The organism is Cupriavidus taiwanensis LMG 19424, from assembly GCF_000069785.1.
Lineage (GTDB): Bacteria > Pseudomonadota > Gammaproteobacteria > Burkholderiales > Burkholderiaceae > Cupriavidus > Cupriavidus taiwanensis.
Map to the genome: position 1 here is coordinate 517810 of NC_010530.1, position 21396 is coordinate 539205.

The 21396-nt window shown below is 70.3% G+C and carries 20 protein-coding genes; 15 read left to right on the plus strand and 5 right to left on the minus strand.

Going from position 1 to position 21396, the window contains the following annotated elements; genetic code table 11:
- Positions 1–13: 13 nt before the first annotated feature.
- On the plus strand, positions 14–805 hold the full coding sequence (locus RALTA_RS18050) for an SDR family oxidoreductase (protein WP_012355326.1): 792 nt from the start codon (positions 14–16) through the stop codon (positions 803–805).
- Positions 806–824: 19 nt separating this feature from the next.
- Positions 825–1799: a hypothetical protein gene (locus RALTA_RS18055; RefSeq protein ID WP_012355327.1), complete on the plus strand. Its 975-nt coding sequence runs from the start codon at positions 825–827 to the stop codon at positions 1797–1799.
- Between the two features lie 135 nt (positions 1800–1934).
- Here RALTA_RS18055 and RALTA_RS18060 read toward each other — a convergent pair whose 3' ends face one another.
- From RALTA_RS18060 to RALTA_RS18070, 3 genes are read right to left on the minus strand one after another with little or no spacing between them, the layout of a single operon-like run.
- A complete protein-coding gene (locus tag RALTA_RS18060; protein WP_012355328.1) occupies positions 1935–3035 on the minus strand; it encodes a 3,4-dihydroxy-2-butanone-4-phosphate synthase in 1101 nt (366 codons plus the stop codon).
- Positions 3032–4000, minus strand: coding sequence for an alpha/beta hydrolase (locus RALTA_RS18065; RefSeq protein WP_012355329.1), 969 nt, complete (start codon positions 3998–4000; stop codon positions 3032–3034). Before RALTA_RS18065 ends, RALTA_RS18060 begins: the two co-directional genes overlap by 4 nt.
- A gap of 40 nt (positions 4001–4040) precedes the next feature.
- The gene (locus tag RALTA_RS18070) at positions 4041–4856 is read right to left on the minus strand and encodes an SDR family NAD(P)-dependent oxidoreductase (protein WP_012355330.1); all 816 of its coding nucleotides are present in this window, start codon (positions 4854–4856) and stop codon (positions 4041–4043) included.
- Between the two features lie 419 nt (positions 4857–5275).
- Between RALTA_RS18070 and RALTA_RS18075 the strand changes: the two genes are divergently transcribed.
- Positions 5276–6460, plus strand: coding sequence for a helix-turn-helix transcriptional regulator (locus tag RALTA_RS18075; RefSeq protein ID WP_041232457.1), 1185 nt, complete (start codon positions 5276–5278; stop codon positions 6458–6460).
- A 9-nt stretch (positions 6461–6469) separates the two neighbouring features.
- On the opposite strand, the gene RALTA_RS18080 is transcribed toward RALTA_RS18075, so the two are convergent.
- On the minus strand, positions 6470–6814 hold the full coding sequence (locus tag RALTA_RS18080) for a VOC family protein (RefSeq protein WP_012355332.1): 345 nt from the start codon (positions 6812–6814) through the stop codon (positions 6470–6472).
- A 207-nt stretch (positions 6815–7021) separates the two neighbouring features.
- Between RALTA_RS18080 and RALTA_RS18085 the strand changes: the two genes are divergently transcribed.
- The 9 genes from RALTA_RS18085 to RALTA_RS18125 all read left to right on the plus strand — a co-directional run bounded on the left by RALTA_RS18085 (position 7022) and on the right by RALTA_RS18125 (position 17543).
- Complete coding sequence (locus RALTA_RS18085) at positions 7022–8170, plus strand: LLM class flavin-dependent oxidoreductase (protein ID WP_012355333.1); 1149 nt, start codon at positions 7022–7024, stop codon at positions 8168–8170.
- A 196-nt stretch (positions 8171–8366) separates the two neighbouring features.
- A complete protein-coding gene (locus RALTA_RS18090) occupies positions 8367–9560 on the plus strand; it encodes a flavin-dependent monooxygenase (protein WP_041232699.1) in 1194 nt (397 codons plus the stop codon).
- 24 nt (positions 9561–9584) lie between these two features.
- Positions 9585–11339 carry an FAD-dependent oxidoreductase gene (locus RALTA_RS18095; RefSeq protein WP_012355335.1) on the plus strand — a complete coding sequence of 585 codons (1755 nt, stop codon included), beginning with the start codon at positions 9585–9587 and terminating at the stop codon, positions 11337–11339.
- Positions 11336–11896 (plus strand): flavin reductase family protein, encoded by a 561-nt coding sequence (locus tag RALTA_RS18100; protein WP_012355336.1) that lies wholly within the window; start codon positions 11336–11338, stop codon positions 11894–11896. Before RALTA_RS18095 ends, RALTA_RS18100 begins: the two co-directional genes overlap by 4 nt.
- An 18-nt stretch (positions 11897–11914) precedes the next feature.
- Positions 11915–13615: an FAD-binding protein gene (locus RALTA_RS18105; protein WP_012355337.1), complete on the plus strand. Its 1701-nt coding sequence runs from the start codon at positions 11915–11917 to the stop codon at positions 13613–13615.
- A complete protein-coding gene (locus RALTA_RS18110; protein WP_012355338.1) occupies positions 13599–14363 on the plus strand; it encodes an SDR family oxidoreductase in 765 nt (254 codons plus the stop codon). Before RALTA_RS18105 ends, RALTA_RS18110 begins: the two co-directional genes overlap by 17 nt.
- A gap of 27 nt (positions 14364–14390) precedes the next feature.
- Complete coding sequence (locus RALTA_RS18115) at positions 14391–15446, plus strand: ferredoxin--NADP reductase (protein ID WP_012355339.1); 1056 nt, start codon at positions 14391–14393, stop codon at positions 15444–15446.
- 1 nt (position 15447) lies between these two features.
- Complete coding sequence (locus tag RALTA_RS18120) at positions 15448–17079, plus strand: FadD3 family acyl-CoA ligase (RefSeq protein WP_012355340.1); 1632 nt, start codon at positions 15448–15450, stop codon at positions 17077–17079.
- 14 nt (positions 17080–17093) lie between these two features.
- Positions 17094–17543 carry a nuclear transport factor 2 family protein gene (locus RALTA_RS18125; RefSeq protein WP_012355341.1) on the plus strand — a complete coding sequence of 150 codons (450 nt, stop codon included), beginning with the start codon at positions 17094–17096 and terminating at the stop codon, positions 17541–17543.
- A 98-nt stretch (positions 17544–17641) separates the two neighbouring features.
- Here RALTA_RS18125 and RALTA_RS18130 read toward each other — a convergent pair whose 3' ends face one another.
- Entirely contained in the window at positions 17642–18508 is an 867-nt protein-coding gene (locus RALTA_RS18130) for an SDR family NAD(P)-dependent oxidoreductase (RefSeq protein ID WP_012355342.1), read from the minus strand.
- A gap of 262 nt (positions 18509–18770) precedes the next feature.
- On the opposite strand from RALTA_RS18130, the gene RALTA_RS18135 reads away from it, so the two are divergent.
- Genes RALTA_RS18135 through RALTA_RS18145 form a run of 3 tightly spaced genes read left to right on the plus strand, consistent with a single transcriptional unit; the run spans position 18771 to position 21390 of the window.
- Positions 18771–19667, plus strand: a complete 897-nt coding sequence (locus RALTA_RS18135) for a VOC family protein (RefSeq protein WP_012355343.1) — start codon at positions 18771–18773, stop codon at positions 19665–19667.
- Between the two features lie 15 nt (positions 19668–19682).
- Complete coding sequence (locus RALTA_RS18140) at positions 19683–20573, plus strand: CoA transferase subunit A (protein ID WP_012355344.1); 891 nt, start codon at positions 19683–19685, stop codon at positions 20571–20573.
- A gap of 16 nt (positions 20574–20589) precedes the next feature.
- Entirely contained in the window at positions 20590–21390 is an 801-nt protein-coding gene (locus RALTA_RS18145) for a CoA-transferase subunit beta (protein ID WP_041232458.1), read from the plus strand.
- Positions 21391–21396: the final 6 nt, after the last annotated feature.

The following is a 21396-nucleotide window of genomic DNA, read 5'->3' on the forward strand; positions in this document are numbered from 1 at the left end:
AGGAGACCCCCGCATGCTGCTGAAAGACAAGATCGTCATCGTATCCGGCATCGGCCCCGGGCTGGGCATCAAGCTCGCCGTGGAGGCCGCGCGCGAAGGCGCCCGCGCCGTCGCCATCGCCGCCCGCACCGCCGCGAAACTGGACGAGGCGCAGGCGCGCATCGATGCCCTGGGTGCCGACTGCGAAGTGCTGAAGGTAGTGACCGACATCACCGACCGCGCCCAGTCGCGCCACCTTGCCCACGAGACTCTGCGCCGCTTCGGCCGCATCGACGCACTGGTCAACAGCGCCTTCCAGCACGGCAATTTTCCCGAGCCGGTGGAAGCCGCCGACCTGGACGTGTGGCGCCAGGTGTTCGACACCAATGTCTTCGGCACCATGACGCTGACGCAGGAGGTGGCGGCGCTGATGAAGCCGCAGGGCGGCGGCGCCATCGTGATGATCAACACCCAGGCCACGCGCAAGCCGATGCCGGGCGAATCCGGCTACGCCGCGTCCAAGGGCGCGCTGGCGGTGGCGGTCAAGTACCTGGCGCGCGAGCTGGGGCCGCACGGCATCCGCGCCAACAGCATCTTCATGGGCTGGATGTGGGGAGCGCCGGTGCAGGGCTATGTGCGCCACGCCGCCGCCGGACAGGGCGTGAGCGAAGACGCGGTGATCGCGCCGGTGACCGCGCAGATCGCGCTGGGCCGCATGCCCACCGACGACGACTGCGCACGCGCTGCGCTGTTTCTCGTGTCAGACTACGCCAGGGCCATCACCGGCGCCTCGCTGGACGCCAACGGTGGCGATTTCATGCCCTGAACCCACAGCACCGCATGCCATGACACGCTACTTTGCCTTCAACGGCGACGCCGACGGCCTGTGCGCGCTGCAGCAGCTGCGCCTGGCCCATCGCGTGCAGCCCGGCGACGCCACGCTGGTTACCGGCGTCAAGCGCGATATCCGGTTGCTGGAGCGCATCGACGCCCGTGCCGGCGATACCGTGACGGCGCTGGACATCTCGCTCGAGCAGAACCGCGATGGCCTGCTGCGGCTGCTTCACGCCGGCGTGCGGGTGGACTACTTCGACCACCACCACGCCGGCGATGTGCCCTCGCATGCCGGCCTGCGCGCGCATATCGACGAGGCGGCGCAGGTCTGCACCAGCATCCTGGTCGACCGCCATCTCGGTGGCCGCCACCGGCGCTGGGCCGTCACCGCTGCATTTGGCGACAACCTTGGCGACGTGGCGCGCGCGATGGCGGCGCAGCTCGGCCTGGACCCATGCCAGACGGCGGTGCTGGAACGGCTCGGCACCTGCCTGAACTACAACGCGTACGGCGAGTGCGTGGCCGACCTGCATTGCAATCCCGCCGAACTGGCGCAGCACATGCTGCCCTTCGCCGACCCGCTGGACTTCGCCGCGCAGTGCGCTACCTACGCGCTGCTGTGCGAGGGCTACGAGGACGACATGGCGCAGGCGCGCCGCCTGTCCCCGGTGCATGAAGTGCCCGGCGCCGCGCTGCTGGTGCTGCCCGACGCACCGTGGGCACGGCGCGCGATCGGCGTGCTCGCCAACGAGCTGGTGCGCGGGCGTCCCGGCGATGCCATCGGCCTGCTGTCGCCCAGGTCCGGCGGCGGCTTTGCGGTCAGCGTGCGGGTGCCGGCGCACAGCGCAACCGGCGCGGCCGACTTCTGCCGCGCCTTCGACACCGGCGGTGGCCGGCGCCTGGCCGGCGGCATCAACCACCTGCCCGACGCCGACGTGGAGCGCTTCACGCGCAGTTTTGCCGACTGCTTCGGCCAGTCATGCTGAGCCGTCTGCAAGCCGAGGCGCTGCGATAAACCACAATCATTCCCGCGCAGGCGGGAATCCAGCGTCTTTGTCCCTGGCCTGCGAACAGACACTGGGCGCCCGCCTGCGCGGGGACGACAGGCAGGGCTACGCCGCTCAGCCCGGCGGGACAAACTCCGTCACCTCCAGGTCGAAGCCGGTGACGGCACGGTATGGCACCGGATGGCTCAGCAGGCGCAGCTTGTGCGCGCCCACATCGCGCAGGATCTGCGCCCCGACGCCAAGCGCGCGTTGCGCGAAAGCCGGCGCAGGCGCGGCGGCGGCCGGCGCGGCCAGCCGGTCCAGCCGTTGCTGCGGCGATTCGCGCTCGTCCAGCAGCACCAGCACGCCGCAGCCCTCCGCGCCGATCCGCTCCAGCGAGCGCTCCAGGTTCCACGCCGGTTGCGCGGGCGTACCGAAGGCCAGCACGTCGCGCTGCATTTCCACCGCCTGCACGCGCGTCAGCACGGGCGTGTGCGGGTCGGGCCGGCCCAGCACCAGCGCCAGGTGCAGCGCGTCCACCGGCGCGTCATGGTAGGCATGCACGGTGAAGCGCCCGAACGGCGTGGCCAGTTCGCTCGAGCGGGTGCGGCGCAGCGCGCCCTCGGTCAGCAGCCGGTGGTGGATCAGCGCGCTGACGGAGACGGCCGGCAACCCGTGGCGCTGGGCGAAGTCCAGCAGAGCCGGTCCGCGCAGCAGCTCGCCATCGTCGTCGAGCACCAGCGCATAGGCCCCGGCCGCGACGCGCCCGGCCAGCCGGGGCAGGTCGGAGCAGGCTTCGGCAAAGCCCGCGCGGCGCAGCACGCCGTCCGGCTGCGCCACCACCGGGAAGATGTGGCCCGGCTGGACCAGGTCATGCGGCTGTGCGCGCGGCGCCGCCGCCACGCGCAGCGTCAGCGCGCGGTCGGCGGCGGAGATGCCGGTGCTGACGCCGCTGGCTGCCTCGATCGACACGGTGTAGCGCTCGCGCTGGCGCTGGCTGGCGGCCATCGGCGGCAACTGCAGCAGCGCGCGGCGCGCCTCGGTAATGGCCATGCACACCAGGCCGCGCGCCTCGGCGGCCATGAAGTTGATGTCGGCCTCAGTGGCGCGCTCGGCGGCGACCAGCACGCAGCCGGTGGCTTCCGCGGTCTCGTCCTCGAGCACCACCACGCGCTGTCCGGCGGCCAGCGCTGCCAGCACCTCGGCCATCGGCGGCAGGGCGGTCGCGGGGCTCATGCGGCCTCCTGGCTGCGGGGGGCGCCAAAGGCCTGGCGCAGCGACGCGGCGGCCGCATGCAGCGCGTGGCTGGCGGCATCGATTACGCCCTGCATGCTGGCGAAGCCATGGCACTGGCCGGGCCAGCGGCGCACGACGGCGCTGCCGCCGGCGCGCTGCAGCGCCTCGCCGTAGGCCTCGCCCTGGTCGCGCAGCGGATCGAATTCGGCGGTGATGATGGTCGCCGGCGGCAGGCCGTGCAGGTCGCGCTGCTGCAGCGGGCTGGCTCGGACATCGCCGGCGTCGGCGGGCGTGGCCAGGTACTGGGCGCGATACCACGCCAGCTCCGCGGTGCTGAGGAAATAGCCCTGCGCGCATTCGCGATAGCTGGCGCTGCTCGCGGCGGCATCGCTGCAGTCCAGCCACGGATAGAGCAGCAGCTGGTGCCGCAGCGCGATGCCGCTGCCGCGCAGCTGCTGGCAGGCCACCGCGGCCAGGTTGCCGCCGGCACTGTCGCCGGCGACGGCCAGCCGCGACGGGTCTGCGCCCAGTTGCGCCGCGTGCGCGGCGGCCCAGCGCACCGCGGCCACGGCATCGTCGGCGGCGGCCGGAAAGCGCGCCTCCGGGGCGAGGCGGTAGTCGACCGACAGCACCAGCGCACCGCTGCGGCACGCCAGGCTGCGGCAGATGTTGTCGTGCGAATCGAGGCCGCACAGCACAAAGCCGCCGCCGTGGAAGTACACCAGCAGCGGCGGCGCAGCGCCGTCGCCGCAGGCCTGTTCCGGTCGATACAGGCGGGCCTTGAGCGGGCCCGCGGCGCCGTCGATGTCGAGGTCTTGCTGCGCGGCGACGGCGTCGCCGGGCGCGAACGCAGGCATGGCGGCCAGCGCGGCGCGGTAGTCGGCGGCGCGCAGCGTGGAAAAATCGGGTCTGGGCATGGCGGCCATGGCTTCAAGCATGGCACGGGCCTGGGGATCGAGCGGCATGGGGTCTCCTGGAATGGCTGGGGAAATCAGGGGAAAAAAATCAGGCCTGGAACGCAAACGACGGCGCGCTGCCCGCGGCAATGCCCTGCGCGCGCGCCAGCGCCGCGTGCGCGGCCTGTTCGTGCGGCAGGATCCAGAACCGGCCCGCAGCGACTCCGTCCAGGATCACGCGCGCAGCCTGGTCCGGCGTCAGGCCGGCGGCGATGCCGGTGCGCAGTGCGCCGTTCATCTGGTGCACCTCCTGCGGCGCGGCGCCGTCCAGGTCCGCCGCGATGCCCGTGGCCACCGGGCCGGGGCAGACCACCGACACCTTGATCGGCAGGCCCGCCGCCTGCAGTTCCAGCGCGAGCCCTTCGCTCAACGCCACCACGCCCTGCTTGGACAGCGTGTAAGGGGCCAGCCACGGTCCCACGGCCAGGCCCGCCATCGATGCGACATTGACGATATGCCCCGAGCCCTGTGCCACCATGCGCGGCACGAAGCAGCGCAGCGCATGCAGCACGCTCCACAGGTTCACACGCATGACCTTGTCGAACACTTCGGGCGGCAGTTCCCAGCAGCGGCCGGTGGCGAGTATGCCGGCGTTGTTGAACAGCAGGTCGACACGGCCCAGCTGCCGGAAGCTCTCGTCGCAAAGGTGCGCGATCTGCCGCGCGTCGGCGACATCGGTGGGCACGGCGACGACGGTGGCGCCGTCGCGGGCCAGCGCCGCGCGTGCGGCTTCGAGCGCTTCGGCATCGATATCGGCCAGCGCCAGCGCATAGCCTTGCGCGGCCAGCGCCTTTGCCAGCCCCAGCCCGATGCCGCCGGCCGCGCCGGTGATGACTGCGGCCTGCTGCCGCGGATTTGCCGCCATGGTGGAAGTCTCCTGAAAACCGCGGCGTCCATCGCCGCGCATGGCTCCTTGTAGCGGCGGCGCGGCGCGCGGGCATCGTCTGTTTGGGTAGGACGCGCCCGCGCTACCGGTTGCATAGGGGTTTGCCCTTGCCGGGCGGGCATGGGTCTGTCCTTAGTCTGTTTGGAGTATGTGTTTGCGCCGCCGGCGCGTGACGATGGGCCTGTCCCGCGAGACTAGTCCGGCCGGCAAGTGCGGCCACCATGTGCCGGCCAGCATGTGCGGCCGGGCTGCCTAGGGCAAACCATGAAGGCGGGGGGCAAGCCGCGGCCCCTTCGCCGTCCCTATAATCGGGGCACAAAAAAGGGCCACAGAGCCCGCACAAGCCAGCGGCCCGGCTCGTCCGGAGCGCTGCGCACGCCACAATGGAGACAGAGGAAATGCTGATGGAGGTTAGCCAGAGCCAGGCGGCCGCACACCTGTTCGCGCAGGCGACGGTGTCGCTGTCGGAGTTCAGTGCATTGCTGGGCAATATCTACCAGGGCCCGATGGAGCAGGTGCCATGGGGCAAGGCGCTGGAGCAGATCCGCCGCCAGCTTAATGCCAATTACGCCACGCTGATCCTGCGCTCGCCGGCCACCGATCGTCCCGGGCTGATGATCAACGCCTCCGAGCATGGCTCGACGCTGCCGGGCGAGACCTCCTACAACAACTACTACTACGCGCTGGATCCCTTCATCGGGCTGCCGTCGGACCGCGTGGTGACGATCGACGAACACCTCGGCCACGGCGTGTGGTGCAAGAGCGAGCTGTACCTGCAGTTTCTCAAGGACGTCGGCATCCGCTACATCCTGGGCGCCGACCTGCGCACCGACGACGGCGTGGAATGCCGCTTCCGCGTGTGCCGCGACCATGACGGCCCCGATTTCTCCGCCGCGGACAAGGCGCTGTGCACCTCGCTGTTGCCGCACCTGAAGCGCGCGGTGGACCTGCATTCGCGCCTGGACGTGGTCGAGTCCGAACGCACCGTCTACGCCAGCGCCATCGACCGCATGCTGGTCGGCATGGTGATCCTGGACGAGTCGGGCACCATCATCAAGACCAATGCCGCCGCCGACGAGATCCTCGGCGCCAAGGATGGCATCCGCGTTACCAAGGGCGGGCTCGATGTCGAGTACGGCCAGGAAAACCGCAAGTTCCAGCGCCTGCTGCGCCAGGCCATGATGGGCCACCTCGGCACCGCGCCGGCGCTGATGGAAGCGATGTCGATCACGCGCCCGTCGGGCAGTGCCAGGCTGGGCGTGCTGATCCGCACCATCCCGCTGAGCGAGTGGTCCGAGGACAACCGCAAGCGCCCCGCCTGCGTGGTGTTTATCCGCGATCCCGAGCGCCGCTCGCAGGCCTCGCACGACGTGGTGCGCCAGTTGTTCGACTTCACCCCGGCCGAAACGCAGCTGGCGCTGCAGCTGGCCAATGGCCTGACGCTGGATGAAGCCGCGGACGAACTCGGCATCAGCAAGAACACGGCGCGCGCGCACCTGCGCGCGATCTTCTCCAAGACCGGCGTGACCCGCCAGGCCACGCTGGTGCGCATGCTGCTGAGCAGCGTGATTTCGCTGGGCTAGCGCCAGGCCTCAGGGCTTTGCGCTGAGCACCAGCGCAAAGCCCTCCGGCGTGCGCAGTACCGCGCGCGTCTCGTGCGGCCCCTGTGCCGCAGGCTGCGCCACGGTGGCGCCAGCTGCCACCAGTCGCACCATCGCCGCGGCAATATCTTCCCCCTCATTCACCTTGAAGGCCAGCGCCGGCTGGTCCACCAGCCGTTCCTCGCCGGCCACCAGCGCCAGCGTCAGCGCGCCCGCGTCGAGCGCGCAATAGCGGTCGCCATCGCGAAACTTCACTGGCAGTCCCAGTGCTTCGGTGAAGAACGGCAGCGCGGCGTCGATGTCCGCAACGGGGTAAAGCAGCAGCCTGGCTTGCATGGTGTCGGTTCCTTTCGATGGGCGCGGGCGGTATGCCCGGTGCCCATGATAGGGACGCGCCCGGCGCGGCTCATAATCCAATCAGACGATGTTGCGACGTCTTGCGCCGACCACACTGCGATCACGCAGGCCGCTTCCGGCCCAAGGCGCAGCGCCTCGCAGTGCCCCGGATGCGGTCTTGTACCGACAAAGCGAGAGGGGACTGCAATGCGTTTTTCGTTGATCTATGAAGCCCAGACCGTCGATGCCTCGCGCGCCGGCGACCACAAGGTGTTCGATGACATCATGGAACAGGTGGTGCTGGCGGAGGACATGGGTTTCGACGTGGTCTGGGCGGTCGAGCACACCGCGCTGACCAACTACGCACACATGAGCGCGCCGGAAACCTTCCTGGCCTTCGTTGCCGGGCGCACGCAGCGCATCGGCATTGGCCACGGCGTGGTGTGCCTGCCGCCGGCAATGAACCATCCGGTGAAGGTGGCCGAGCGCATCGCCACGCTCGACATCCTGTCCGGCGGCCGCGTGCACTTCGGCGTCGGCAAGGGCGGCACGCAGCAGGAGGCCGGCACCTTCGGCTACGACCTCAATACCCTGCACCCGATGATCGACGAGTCGATGTACCTGATCCCGAAGATCCTGACGCAGGACGAGATCGAGCACGACGGCGAGTTCATCAAGATCCCGCGCCGCCCGATCCATCCCAAGCCGCGCCAGGATCCGCACCCGCTGATGTACCTGGCCTGCACCAATGCCGACACGCTGCAGCGCGCCGGCGCGCGCGGCATGGGCGCGCTGGTGCTCGGCTTCGGCGGACCGGAGGATGTCGCCAAGAAGAACGAGATCTACCGCGCCGCGTGGGAAACGCGCAAGCCGGAAGACCAGGTGGGCTTCCGCCCGCACCAGCACCTGGCGGCACTGTGCCCGACCATCGTGCTGGAAGACGGCCTGGCCGCGCGCAAGATCGGCATCAAGGGGCAGCGCTATTTCATGGAGTCGCTGTCGTACTGGTATGCCGGCGGCGAGCGTCCCGATCCTTCGGCGTGGGACGACGAGCACGTCACGGCAACCGATGCGCAGGGCAAGGCGGTGATCAACACCAAGTTCGCTTCCGAGAAGGTGTCGGTGGATTTCAGCGACCCGTCGATGATGATGCTGAACCCGAACCATGCCTACGGCACGGTGGAGGACTGCATCGGCTACGTGCAGCGGCTGATCGATGCCGGCGCCGATGAAATCCTGTTTATCTGCCAGATGGGCACGGTGCCGCAGTGGGCGCAGCTGGAGACCATCCGCAATATCGGCGAGCACGTGATTCCGCATTTCCGCAAGCAGGGCCACAAGCTGCGCGTGGCCTGACAGGCGCTGCTTGCTCCCCGACGGTTTTCGCCCCTCTCCCGCTTGCGGGAGGGGGGCGGGGGAGAGGGCTGGCGCATCCACGAAGTCGCACATTCGCATTCGCGATAACAGCTAGTCCCAACAGACGATGGCACGCCGCCGCGCCGGTGCAAACATCGATGCCAGCCACAAAACCAGGCACAACAAGGAGACCGCGGTGCATCACGACAACCACCCCAAGGAACTGGCCGCGCGCCTGATCGCGCGTGCCGAGCAGATGATCCCGGCGCTGGCCGGGCGTGCCGCGCAGGCCGAGGCCGACGGGCGCATCCCCGCCGAGACCATTGCCGAGATGCAGGCCGCGGGCTTCTTCAAGGTGCTGCAGCCGCGCCGCCACGGCGGCTATGAGCTGGACCCGCAGACCTTCTTCCGCATCCAGATGGCGCTGGCCCGCGGCTGCATGTCCACCGCCTGGGTCTACGGCGTGGTCGGCGTGCACAACTGGCAGCTCGCGCTGTTCGACGAGCGCGCGCAGCAGGAAGTGTGGGGCAACGATCCCGCCACGCTGATCGCCTCCACCTACATGCCGGTGGGCAAGGTCACGCCGGTGGAGGGCGGCTACCGCTTCTCGGGCCACTGGAAGTTCTCCAGCGGCAGCGAGCTGTGCGACTGGATCTTCCTGGGCGGGCTGGTGCCCCCCGCCGAGCCGGGCGGCGCCTATGACTACCGCACTTTCCTGCTGCCGCGCTCGGACTACAAGATCGTGCGCAACTGGGATGTGCTGGGCCTGCGCGCCACCGGCAGCCACGACATCGTGGTAGACGACGTGTTCGTGCCGGACTACCGCACCCACCGCGCCGTCGACGGCGCCATGGGCACCAGCCCGGGGCTGGCCGTCAATGACGTGCCGCTGTACCGGCTGCCGTTCGCGCAGATCTTCGTGCGCGCGGTCTGCACCGCCTGCATCGGCGCGCTGGAAGGCACGCTGGACGACTTCGTCGCCTATGCCGACGGTCGCGTCAGCAGCAACGGCGGCGGCAAGACCGCGGAAGACGGCGGCGCGCAGATGGCGTGCGCCAGCGCCCAGGTCGCCATCGACGAGATGCGGACCATCCTGGAGCGCAACTTCGACGAACTGCTGGCAGTGGCGCGCGATGGCGGCCAGATCGACACCCCGCGGCGCCTGCATTTCCGCTTCCAGTCCGCGCAGGTGGCGGAGCGCTGCGCGCAGCTGGCCAACGGCCTGCTGCGCTATGCCGGCGGCAACGGCATCTACCGCAGCAACCCCATGGTGCGCCGCTTCCTCGACCTGCACGCGGCGCGCGCCCACTACGCCAACAACCTGGACCGCTTCGGCCAGAACCTGGGAGGCGTGATGATGGGCCGCGCCAATACGGACTTCTTTATCTGAGCCGCGCCGGCACGAGGACCCATCATGAGCCAGAGCAGAGCGCGCATGCAGCCCGGCGAGTTTGACGTCGTAGTGGTCGGCTCCGGCGCCGGCGGCATGCTCGCCGCCTGCCGCGCCGCGGATCGCGGCCTGTCGGTGGTGGTGCTGGAGAAGAGCAGCCAGTATGGCGGCACCTCGGCGGTGTCCGGCGGCGGCATCTGGATTCCGCTGAACCACCATATCGCGCCGGCGGGCGGGCAGGACGACTACGCCAGCGCGCTGGAATACGTGCTGGCCTGCACCGGCGAGCACGGCGACCCGCAGCGCATCCGCGCGTATCTCGAGCAGGCGCCGCGCATGCTGCAATACCTCGAGCAGCAGGCCGGGGTGCACTACTACACGCTGCCGCGCTACGCCGACTACTTCCAGAAACTGCCGGGGGCGATGCCGGGCTACCGCGCGCTCGACCCCATGCCGTTCGACGGCGCGCAGCTGCGCGAAGAGTTCGACCGGCTGCGTCCGCCCTCACCGGGCACGCTGGTGGGCGGCCGCGTGGCCGTGACCTCGGCCGAGGCGCACGCGCTGCTGTGCCGCTCCCCCGGCTGGTTCGGGCTGGCGCTGCGCCAGTTCGCGCGCTACTGGCTCGACCTGGGCTGGCGCCGCAAGACGCGGCGCGACCGCCGGCTCACGCTGGGCAACAGCCTGGTCGGCGGCCTGCGGCGCGCGCTGATGGACCGCGCGGTCCCGCTGTGGCTCGATACCGCGCTGCAGGACCTGATCGTCGAGGAAGGCACCGTGTGCGGCGTGCGCGCCGTGCAGGACGGACGCGTGATGGAAATCCGCGCGCTGCGCGGCGTGATCCTGGCCGCGGGCGGCTTCGAGCGCAACCAGGCCATGCGCGAACAATACCTGCCGCAACCGACCCAGGCCACCTGGAGCGCGACGCCGCCCAACAATACCGGCGACGCCATCCGCGCCGCGCAGACGGCCGGCGCCGGCGTGGCGCTGATGTCGCACGTCTGGGGCGCGCCCACGGTGCAGGTGCAGGGCGAGGAAAAACAGCGCGCGCTGTTTATCGAGCGCGCCATGCCGGGCTGCCTGGTGGTGAACGGGCAGGGCCGGCGCTTCGTCAACGAGGCCGCGCCGTATTCCGAGTTCGTTCCGGCGATGTACCGCGACCACGAACAGACCGGATGCAGCGTGCCGGCCTGGATGGTGTTCGATGCCACCTTCCGCCACAAATACCCGTGCGGGCCGATCCTGCCCGGCTCGGTGATGCCGGACCGCAGCATCCCGGCCAGCCTGTCCGGCATCCTGGTGCGCGCTGACACGCTCGCCCAGCTGGCGCAGAAGATCGGCGTCGATGCCGATGGCCTGGCCGCCAGCGTCGCGCGCATGAACGACTACGCCGCCACCGGCGTCGACGCGGAGTTCGGCAAGGGCGACAACCTGTTCGACACCTACTACAGCGACCCCGCGGTGCGGCCCAACCCCTGCCTTGCGCCGATCGGCAGGGCCCCGTTCTATGCGGTGCGGCTCGATGCCGGCGACATTGGCACCAAGGGCGGCCTGGTGACCGACGCCAGCGCGCGCGTGTTGCGCGACGACGGCAGCGCCATCCCCGGCCTGTTCGCGATCGGCAATACCAGCGCCTCGATGATGGGCACCAGCTATCCCGGCGCCGGCTCCACGCTGGGCCCGGCGATGACCTTCGGCATGATCGCCGCGGACGTGATTTCACAGCATGCGCGGCAACCCGCCGCCACGCACCCCGCTCAACCCGTACAGGAGGCAATATGAGCGCCAGACCCCAATCCAGTGCGGATGCCAGCGCAGATGCCAGCGCCGAAGCCGGCGGCGCGCTGCGCGATGACATGCTGAGGGCGATGCGCCGCATGGCCCGCTCCGTCGCCGTGATCAGCTGCCGCCACGGCGAGCGCCGCTATTCGATGTCGGTGACCGCGGTCGATTCGCTGTCGGCCGATCCGCCCTCGCTGCTGATCTGCATCAACCGCAATGCATCGATCTACCCGCCGCTCGATGCCGGCGCGGACTTCTGCATCAACCTGCTCGCCGCCGACCATCGCGATATCGCCGTGGATTGCAGCGGCCGGCTCAAGGGCGAAGCGCGCTTCACCAGCGGCGAGTGGGAGGACGACCTGCTCGGCGTGCCGTCGCTGCGCGATGCCCAGGCCAACCTGTTCTGCCAGCAGGACGGCCGCTTCGACTACGGCACCCATGCGGTCTTTATCGGCCGGCTGCGCGAGGTCAGGCTGGCCGGAGAGGTTTCGCCGCTGGTCTATGTCGACGGCGCCTATACCACCTCCGCGCCGCTGGGCGCGCTGTGTTCGGCCTGACGCGGAGCGAGCGCCAGCATGGCTTACGACGCCGTCACGCCCGTCCACGCCCCGTTGCGGCTCGATGACCCCGACGCGCATCCCTGGCAGGCCGCCTGCGATGCCGTGGTGGTCGGCTTTGGCGCGGCCGGGGCCTGCGCCGCGCTCGAAGCCGCGCATGGCGGCGCGCGCGTGATCGTGGCGGAACGCTTCGAAGGCGGCGGCGCCAGCGCCAAAAGCGGCGGCGTGGTCTATGCCGGCGGCGGCACGCCTTACCAGCGCGCCGCGGGCTATGACGATACGCCGCAGGCCATGGCGAGCTACCTGCGCCAGGAAACGGAAGGCGTGGTCAGCGACGCCATGCTGCAGGACTTCTGCGAGCACAGCCGCGCGATGCTCGGATGGCTTGAGGCGCTGGGCGTGCGCTTTGCCGCGACCGTGCCGCCGCGCAAGACCTCGTATCCGGCGCAGCCCTATTACCTGTACTACTCCGGCAACGAAGCGGTGCCTGCCTACGCGCAGCATGCCGCGCCCGCGCCGCGCGGGCACCGCGTGAAGGGCCCGGGCATGTCCGGCCGCACGCTGTATGGCGTGCTGCGCAGCGCCGTGGAAAACAGCCGGCAGATCACGGTCATGCGCCATAGCGCGGCGCGGCGGCTGATCCTGGACCGCGACGGCGCGGTCGTCGGCGTCGAACTGTGGCAGCTGCCGCCGGGCCGTCACCAGAAGCGGCATGCGCGCCTGGCGCGGCTGGCCGAGCGGCTGCACAACGCCATGCCGGCGCTGGCGGACCGGCTGCGCGCGCACCTGCTGCAGCGGGAGCTGTGCCACGCCCAGCCGGTCGCGGTGCGCACCCGTGCGGTGGTGCTGGCCACCGGCGGCTTTATCTTCAACCGCGCCATGATGGCGCGTCACGCCGGCAAGTACCAGCAGACCTGGCGCCTGGGCGCGACCGGCTGCGACGGCAGCGGCATCCGCCTCGGTGAATCGGCGGGCGGCGCCACGCGGCATCTGGAGCGTGTGTCGGCGTGGCGCTTCATCAATCCGCCGTTCGCCTGGGCGCGCGGCTGCGTGGTCGACGCGCAGGGCGCACGCATCGGCAACGAGGAAACCTATGGCGCCACCCTCGGCCACGCCATCTGCGAGCGGCACGGCGGGCGTGCCTGGCTGGTGCTGAACCGCGCGCTGGCGCCCGAGGCGCTGCGCGAATGCCTGGGCGGCCGGCTGTGGGCGTTCCAGGCCTTGCCCGCGGCACTGCTGATGCTGGCCGGCGCGCGGCGCGCCGGCAGCATCGAGGCGCTCGCCGGCAAGCTGGGCATGCCCGGCGCCGCGCTGCGCGCGACTCTCGATGCCTATAACGCCGCGGCGCGCGGCGAGACGCCCGACCCGGCTGGCAAATCGCCGGCGATGTGTGCGTCGCTCGAACACGGGCCGTGGCTGGCCATCGACATCTCGGCCGACAGCCGGGTATTCCCGTGTCCGGCGATCACGCTGGGCGGCCTGGCCGTGGAGGAATCCAGCGGCCGGGTGCTGGCCGCCGCCGGCGGGGCGCCGATCCCCGGGCTCTACGCCGTGGGCCGCACTGCCGTCGGCATCGCCTCCAACCACTACGTAAGCGGCCTGTCGCTTGCCGACTGCATCTGGTCGGGACGCAACGCGGGCCGCCATCTCGCACAACAGCCTGCCGACGGACGGCAGGCGCATACCCACCAGGAGACTACCCATGAGCCGACGTACTGAAGGAAAGATCGCCATCGTCACCGGGGCCGCCAGCGGCGTCGGCAAGGAAGACGCCTTGCTGCTGGCGCGCGAGGGCGCGCGCGTGGTGCTGACCGACGTCAACGAGGAGGCGGGCCACGCGCTGGCGCGCGAGATCGGCGAGACCGCGCTGTTCGTGCCGCACGACATCGCCAGCGAAGCCGGCTGGCAGCAGGTGATGGCGCGCACCGAGCAGCGCTTCGGCGCGCCAAGCGTGCTGGTCAACAACGCCGCCATCCTGATGCTGGGCACGGTCGAGGAGACCACGCTGGAGCAATGGCAGCGCGTGATGCGCATCAACGCCGACGGCTACTTCCTGGGCTGCAAGTACGGCGTGGCCGCGATGAAGGCGGGTGGCGGCAGCATCGTCAATATGTCGTCGGTGGCGGCACTCGGCGGCATGGGCGCGTTCTGCGCCTACAGTGCCAGCAAGGGCGCGGTGGCGGCGCTGACGCGCGCCGTGGCGGGCCATTGCAAGCAGAGCGGCTACCGCATCCGCTGCAATTCGATCCACCCCGACGGCATCCTGACGCCGATGACCGCGGCCTTCCTGCCCGGCGGCGCGGCCGCCCTGCCGGAGGAAGTCGGCGGCGCCGAGCCGATGCAGCGCATGTGCCATCCGCGCGACGTGGCCAACCTGGTGCTGTTTCTGGCGTCGGACGAATCGCGCTTTATCAACGGCGCGGAACTGCGCATCGACAACGCCCAGACCATCATGGGCGTGGCCTGAGCGCGCCCACCGCGGACAAAGGACATCATGGCGCCAGTGCAATTCCATCGGCTGCAGATTGCCGAAGTGGTCGCGGAGACGGACCAGGCGCATTCGCTGGTCTTCGCGCTGCCGGACGGGCTGCGCGAGACCTTTGCCTACCGCCCGGGGCAGTTCCTGACCTTGCGCGTGCCCGTCGACGGCGTGCCGCTGCAGCGCTGCTATTCGCTGTCCAGCACGCCGGGCGTGGACGGCGCGCTGCGCGTGACGGTCAAGCGCGTGCAGAGCGGGCGCGTGTCCAACTGGATCTGCGACCATCTCGGTGCCGGCGACACGGTCGAGGCGATGCCGCCCGCCGGCGTGTTCACGCCGCCCGCGCTGCATGGCGATTTCCTGCTGCTGGCCGGCGGCAGCGGCATCACGCCGGTGCTGTCGATCGCCAAGGCGGCGTTGCGACACGGGCGTGGCGCGGTCACGCTGGTGTATGCCAACCGCGATGAGCGTTCCATCATCTTTCGCGAGGCGCTGGCGGAACTGGCGCGCAGCCATCCCGGCCGCCTGCGCGTGATCCACTGGCTCGACAGCGTGCAGGGTCCGCCCACGCAGCGCCAGATCGAAGAGCTGGTGCGGCCGTGGAGCCTGGCGCAGTGCTTCGTGTGCGGGCCCGGGCCGTTCATGGACGGCGCCCAGGCCGCGCTGCAGGCGCTGGGCGTGCCGCGCGGCCAGCTGCACGTGGAGCGCTTCGTGTCGCTGCCCGATGCCCCGGCGGCAGCGGCGCCGGCCACCGTGGCTGCGCCAGACGCCGGCCGGGCCGCGCCCGCGATGCGCGGCGCGGCCCTCACCGTGCAGCTGGACGGCGCCACCCATCAGGTCAGCGTGGCGCCCGACGAAACCGTGCTCGACGCGCTGCAGCGTGCCGGCGTGGCCGCGCCCAGCTCATGCCGCGCCGGCCTGTGCGGCGCCTGCATGTGCCAGGTAACGCAGGGCGACGTGACGCTCGGCGACAACCACGTGCTCGACGGCGCCGACCTGGAAGCCGGCTGGACCCTGGCCTGCCAGGCGCGTCCGGCCAGCGGCGAGATCCACCTGAAGTTCCCGGATTGACATGACTCCATCTGACACCCTCGACGCCATTGTGGCACCGGCCGGCATCGAAGCCGCGGCCAACGACAGCATTGCCGAGACTATTCCCGAGTTGCTGCGGCGCGCCGCCAGCCGCCACGGCGAGCGCATCGCCATCCAGGAGGACGGGCTGCGCCTGACCTACGCCGCGCTCGACGCCGGCCGGATCCAGGCGGGCCGTGCGCTGATGGCGCTGGGCGTGCAGCCCGGCGACCGCGTCGCGGTGTGGGCGCCCAACTTCTCCGAGTGGATCATCGCGGCGCTGGCCACCCACAGCGTGGGGGCGGCGCTGGTGCCGCTGAATACGCGCATGAAAGGGGCCGAAGCCGGCGCGGTGCTGGCCGACAGCGGCGCGCGCCTGCTGTTCTGCGTCGACGGCTTCCTCGGTGAAAGCTATCCGCGGATGCTGGCGCCGCACCGCCCGGGAACGCTGGAGCGGCTGGTGATCCTGCGGCCGGGGCAGGGCCGGGCCGCCGGCGCCGACGAACTGACGTGGGAAGACTTCATCGCGCTGGCGCCGCGCACCGACATCGCGGCGTTTGCCGCGCGCGAGGCCGGCGTGCGCGGCGACACGCCGATGGACATCATGTTCACCTCGGGCACCACCGGCCGGCCCAAGGGCGTGATGACGGCGCATGCGCAGAACCTGCGCGCCATCGACAGCTGGGCCGCCATCACCGGCGTGCGGGCTGGGGACCGCTACCTGATCGTCAATCCGTTCTTCCATACCTTCGGCTACAAGGCCGGATGGCTGGCGGCGCTGTCGCGCGGGGCCACGGTGCTGCCCCATCTGGTGTTCGACGCCGAGGCCGTGATGACCCGCGTGGAGAACGAAGGCATTACGGTGCTGCCCGGCCCGCCGACGCTGTACCAGACGCTGCTGAACGCACCGCGGCTGCGTGAATTCGACCTGTCATCGCTGCGCGTGGCGGTGACCGGCGCCTCGGCGATCGCGCCGGCGCTGATCCAGCGCATGCGCGACGAACTGGGCTTCGACACCATCATCACCGGCTATGGCCTGACCGAATCGTGCGGCTTTGCCACGCTGACGCGCGCCGGCGACGACGCCGAGACCGTCGCCGGCACCTCCGGGCGCGCGATGCCGGGCATCGAGATCCGTTGCATCGATGCGCACGGCGAGACCGTTGCCACCGGCGAGCCGGGCGAAGTGCTGGTGCGCGGCTACAACGTGATGCAGGGGTATTTCGGCCTGCCCGAAGCCACTGCCGAAACCATCGACAGCGACGGCTGGCTGCATACGGGCGACGTCGGCACGCTCGATGCGCGCGGCTACCTGCGCATCACCGACCGCATCAAGGACATGTTTATTGTCGGCGGCTTCAACTGCTACCCGGCGGAGGTGGAGAAGCTGCTGGTGGCGCACCCGGCGGTGGCCCAGGTGGCGGTGGTGGGCATGCCGCATGAGCGGCTGGGCGAGGTCGGCCGCGCCTACGTGGTGCTGCGCCACGGCGCGCGCGTGGACGCCGACACGCTGATCGCCTGGGCGCGCCGGCATATGGCCAACTACAAGGTGCCGCGCGAGGTGTTGTTCGTGAGTTCGCTGCCGGTCAGTGCGGCGGGCAAGGTGCTGAAGTACCAGTTGCGGGCATCGTGACGGAGGGATACGCGATGACGGACATGAAGTCGCTTGCCGAACGGCTGGACCGGCTCGAGGCCGCCCATGCGATCCGTGCGCTCAAGCTGCGCTATTTGCGCGCCTGCGACGACAAGGACCCCGAGGCCATGCGGGCGTGCTTTGTCGCCGAGGGAGCGCATATCCACTATGACCGGATCGGGACCTTTGCGGGACGCGATGCGCTGGTGCAGTGCTTTGCAGAGCTGGCCTGCCGGCCTACGCTGCGGGAGATGCATTTTGCGGGGCAGGGGGATATTCGCGTGCGGGAGGATGGCACGGCGGAGGGCAGCTGGGATCTGGCTTACCTGGCGCTGGATGATGCCAGTGGGTCGCGGACTTTCCTGACGGGGCGATATTTGGATGTGTATGTGAGGGTGGAAGGGGCCTGGGTGATCCGGTCGACCGTGTTCACGACGGGGTTGTTGTCTGCGGGGGCTGGCTGACGCTTGCCAATTGTTTGCTCCCCTCTCCCGCTTGCGGGAGAGGGGCCGGGGGAGAGGGCCGGAGCGTGCCAAGCATCGCTGCGTCCGCCAGCCCGACGCTATTCCACAATCGCCGGATGCACCGCCGGCGGCCCGCCCAGCGCCTGCCGGTACGACGGCGGCTGCACGCCATCCGCATCGACGATGCCATAGGCCAGCGCCGCCTCCGCCCCGATCAGCACCTGCCCGGACTTGTCCATCAACGCCGGATCCCGATACAGCGCGTCGATGATGCGCCCGGTGAATTCCGGCGTCTCCGCCACCGGCGCGAACGCCGCGTACTTGTCCGGATGCGCTTCCCATACCCGCAGCGTGCGCGCGGTGCGCAGCGGCCCCATCCACAGCGATACCGCGGCCACGCCGTACGGCCGCAGGTCCACCGCCATGTCGTGCGCGAACTTGTCGATGCCAGCTTTCTGCGCGCCGTAGGCCGGCCCATGCATGTAGCAGTTGGCGCCGAAGGACGAGGTGAACACGATCAGCCCCCGCCCTTGAGCGGCCATCACCGGCGCGGCGTGCCAGCTGGCGATATAGCCGGAACGCAGCCCCACGTCGAGAATGCCCGCCATCTCCAGCGGCTTCCGCCAGAACGGCCCCGGATGGATCAGCTGGTCATGCAGGAAGGTCGCGTTGTTGACCAGGATGTCCAGCCGTCCGGCCTCTTCGCGCACGCGGCGGAACAGGGCCGCGACCTGGGCGTCGTCGCCGTGGTCGCAGGCGACCGCGATGCCGCGCCCGCCCAGCGCATCGATCTCGCGCGCGGTGGCGTGGATGGTGCCGGGCAGCGGCGCGCTGCCCTCCTGTTCGGTGCGGCCGGTGACATACACCGTGGCGCCCGCCGCACCCAGCGCCAGCGCAATGCCGTGGCCCGCGCCGCGCGATGCGCCGGTGACCACGGCGACGCGGGCTTGTCCTGATTCCGTCATCTCTGCTCCTTTGCGAAAGGTTCGTCCCCGCGCAGAGGGTGCGGCCAGCGCACGGCCCGCACATCACTCGTTCGGACTACCCCGGGCCGCGCCCGCGGGGCGGCCGGTAAGCCCGGCGTGGCGATACCGGCTAGTCCGCCAGGACGATGCATCCGGCGCCGGCACACGAAAGAATCGGTCCCATCGACAGGCTGCAGCCGCGCCGCAGCCGCCCCGTTCGACATCCACATCGAACACCCACATCGAACCAGAGGAGACCGGCATGTTGGATATTCGTGCGCTTGGCTACATCGTGGTCGAGTCCACCGACATCGGGCAATGGCGAGGCTATGCCGAACAAGTGCTTGGCATGGCCTGTTCCGGCGCGCCCGGCGGTGCGCTGTACGTGAAGATGGATGAGCGCGACTACCGCTACCTGGTGGTGCCCGGCGCGCGCGACCGCTACCTGGCATCCGGATGGGAACTGGCCGACGAGGCCGCCTACCGCCATGCGCTCGACACGCTGCGCCAGGCCAAGGTGGAGGTGGTGCAGGCCAGTCCCGCGGAACTGGCGCAGCGCCGGGTGCAGGCCATGGCATGGTTCACGGATCCGTCGGGCAACCGCCACGAGGTTTCATGGGGCATGCGCTCGGACTTCCTGCGCTTTGTCTCGCCGGTGGGGGTGCCGCGCTTCGTCACCGACCCCATGGGCGCCGGCCACACCGTGCTGCCCGCGCCGGCCTTCGATGAGACCTATGCCTTCCTGCGCGACGTCATGGGTTTCGGCCTGTCCGACATCTTCCGCGTGCGCTTCACCAGCGATCCCAATGAGCCGGAGAAGCGCATCCACTTCCTGCACTGCGCCAACGGCCGCCACCACAGCCTGGCCATCTTCGAGATGCCATCGGAAGCCGGCTGCATCCACGTGATGGCCGAGGTCCCGGACATGGCCGAAGTGGGCCGCGCACTGGACCGCGCGCAGCAGCAGGGGGTGAAGCTGTCCGCCACGCTGGGGCAGCACTGCAATGACCGCATGACTTCCTTCTACATGAAGACCCCCGGCGGCTTCGACCTCGAGTTCGGCCACGGCGGGCTGGTGGTGGACTGGAGCCGCCACGCCGCCTACGAGGCCACGCGGGTGAGCCTGTGGGGCCATGACTTCAGCATCGGATACCGCTAAGCGCGGCACAGACCTATGACCAAGACCATCGACAAGACCATGAGCGCGGCCGACGTGGTCGGCCAGCTCGCCGACGGCATGACCATCGGCATCGGCGGCTGGGGCCCGCGCCGCAAGCCCATGGCGCTGGTGCGCGAGATCCTGCGATCGCCGCTGAAAGACCTGACCGTGGTGGCCTACGGCGGCCCCGAGGTGGGCATGCTGTGCGCGGCCGGCAAGGTGCGCCGGCTGGTGTTCGGCTTTGTCTCGCTCGACGTGATCCCGCTCGAGCCGTACTTCCGCCAGGCGCGCGAGCGCGGCCAGCTGGAGGTGACCGAACTGGACGAAGGCATGCTGCAGCTGGGCTTGCGCGCGGCCGCCGCGCGCCTGCCGTTCCTGCCGACGCGCGCCGCGCTGGGCACCGACGTGCTGGACCGCAACCCGCACCTGAAGACCGTCCGTTCGCCGTACGACGATGGCGAGGTCCTGCTGGCGATGCCGGCGATCCCGCTGGATGCGGCGCTGCTGCACGTGAACGAAAGCGATGTGCTGGGCAACACCCGCATCGACGGGCCGGATCCGTTCTTCGACGAATGGTTCGCCCGTGCCGCGCGCCGCTGCTACGTGAGCTGCGAAACGCTGCACCCGCGCCTCGAAGACACCGACCTGGCGCGCGCCCGCAGCAACCCGTTCGAGCGCGCGCTGGTGACCGGCGTGGTGCACGCGCCGGCGGGCGCCCATCCCACTTCGTGCGCGCCGGCCTATGGCTGGGACCTGCCGGCGCTGAAGTCCTACTGCGCCAGCGCCGACGCGGAAGACGGCTTCCGCGCCTACCGCGACGAGGTGGTGGGCGACAGCGAAGCGCATTACCTGGCGTGCATCGGCGGCCTTGGCCACGTGCACGACCTGCCGCTGCCCGTACTTTGATCCCCAAGGAGCGACCGTGAGCGCCACTTATGAATTCACCCGCGCCGAACTGATGATCGCCGCCGCCGCCCGCGCCTGGCGCGACGACGGCGAGGTGCTGGCCACCGGCATCGGCACCGGCCCGCGCATCGCCGCCGGCCTGGCGCGGCTTGCGCACAACCCCGGCCTGCTGCTGACCGACGGCGAGGCCTACCTGGTCGAAACGCCGGTGCCGCTGGGCCCGCGCGAAGCCGACTACCAGGTGCGCGCGAGCGGCTGGATGGGCTATTCGCGCGTGTTTGACTGCCTGTGGGGCGGGCGCCGCCATGCGCTGGTGATGCCGACGCAGATCGACCGCTTCGGCCAGGCCAATATCTCCTGCCTGGGCGGCACCCATGCGCAGCCCAAGACCCAGTTGCTGGGCGCGCGCGGCTTCCCCGGCAACAGCATCCATCACGCCAATTCGTACTTCGTGTCGGGACACAGCACGCGCTCGTTTGTCGCCGGCGAAGTCGACATGGTCTGCAGCGTCGGCTACAACCCGGCGCGCCAGATCGAAGGCATGCGCAGCTTCGTCGACCTGCGCGTGATCGTCACCGACCTGTGCGTGATGGATTTCGGCGGCGTTGACCATGCCATCCGCGTGCGCTCGCTGCACCCTGGCGTCAGCCTGGAGCAGGTGCAGGCCGCCACCGGCTTTGCGCTGGCCAATACCTCCGGGGAGGCGCTGCCGGAGACGGCGGCCCCGACGCCGGAAGAACTGCGGCTGATCGCGCAGCTCGACCCGCACAACCTGCGTGCCGTGATCGTGCGCGGCAATCCTTCCGGACGCGCCTGAGACTGC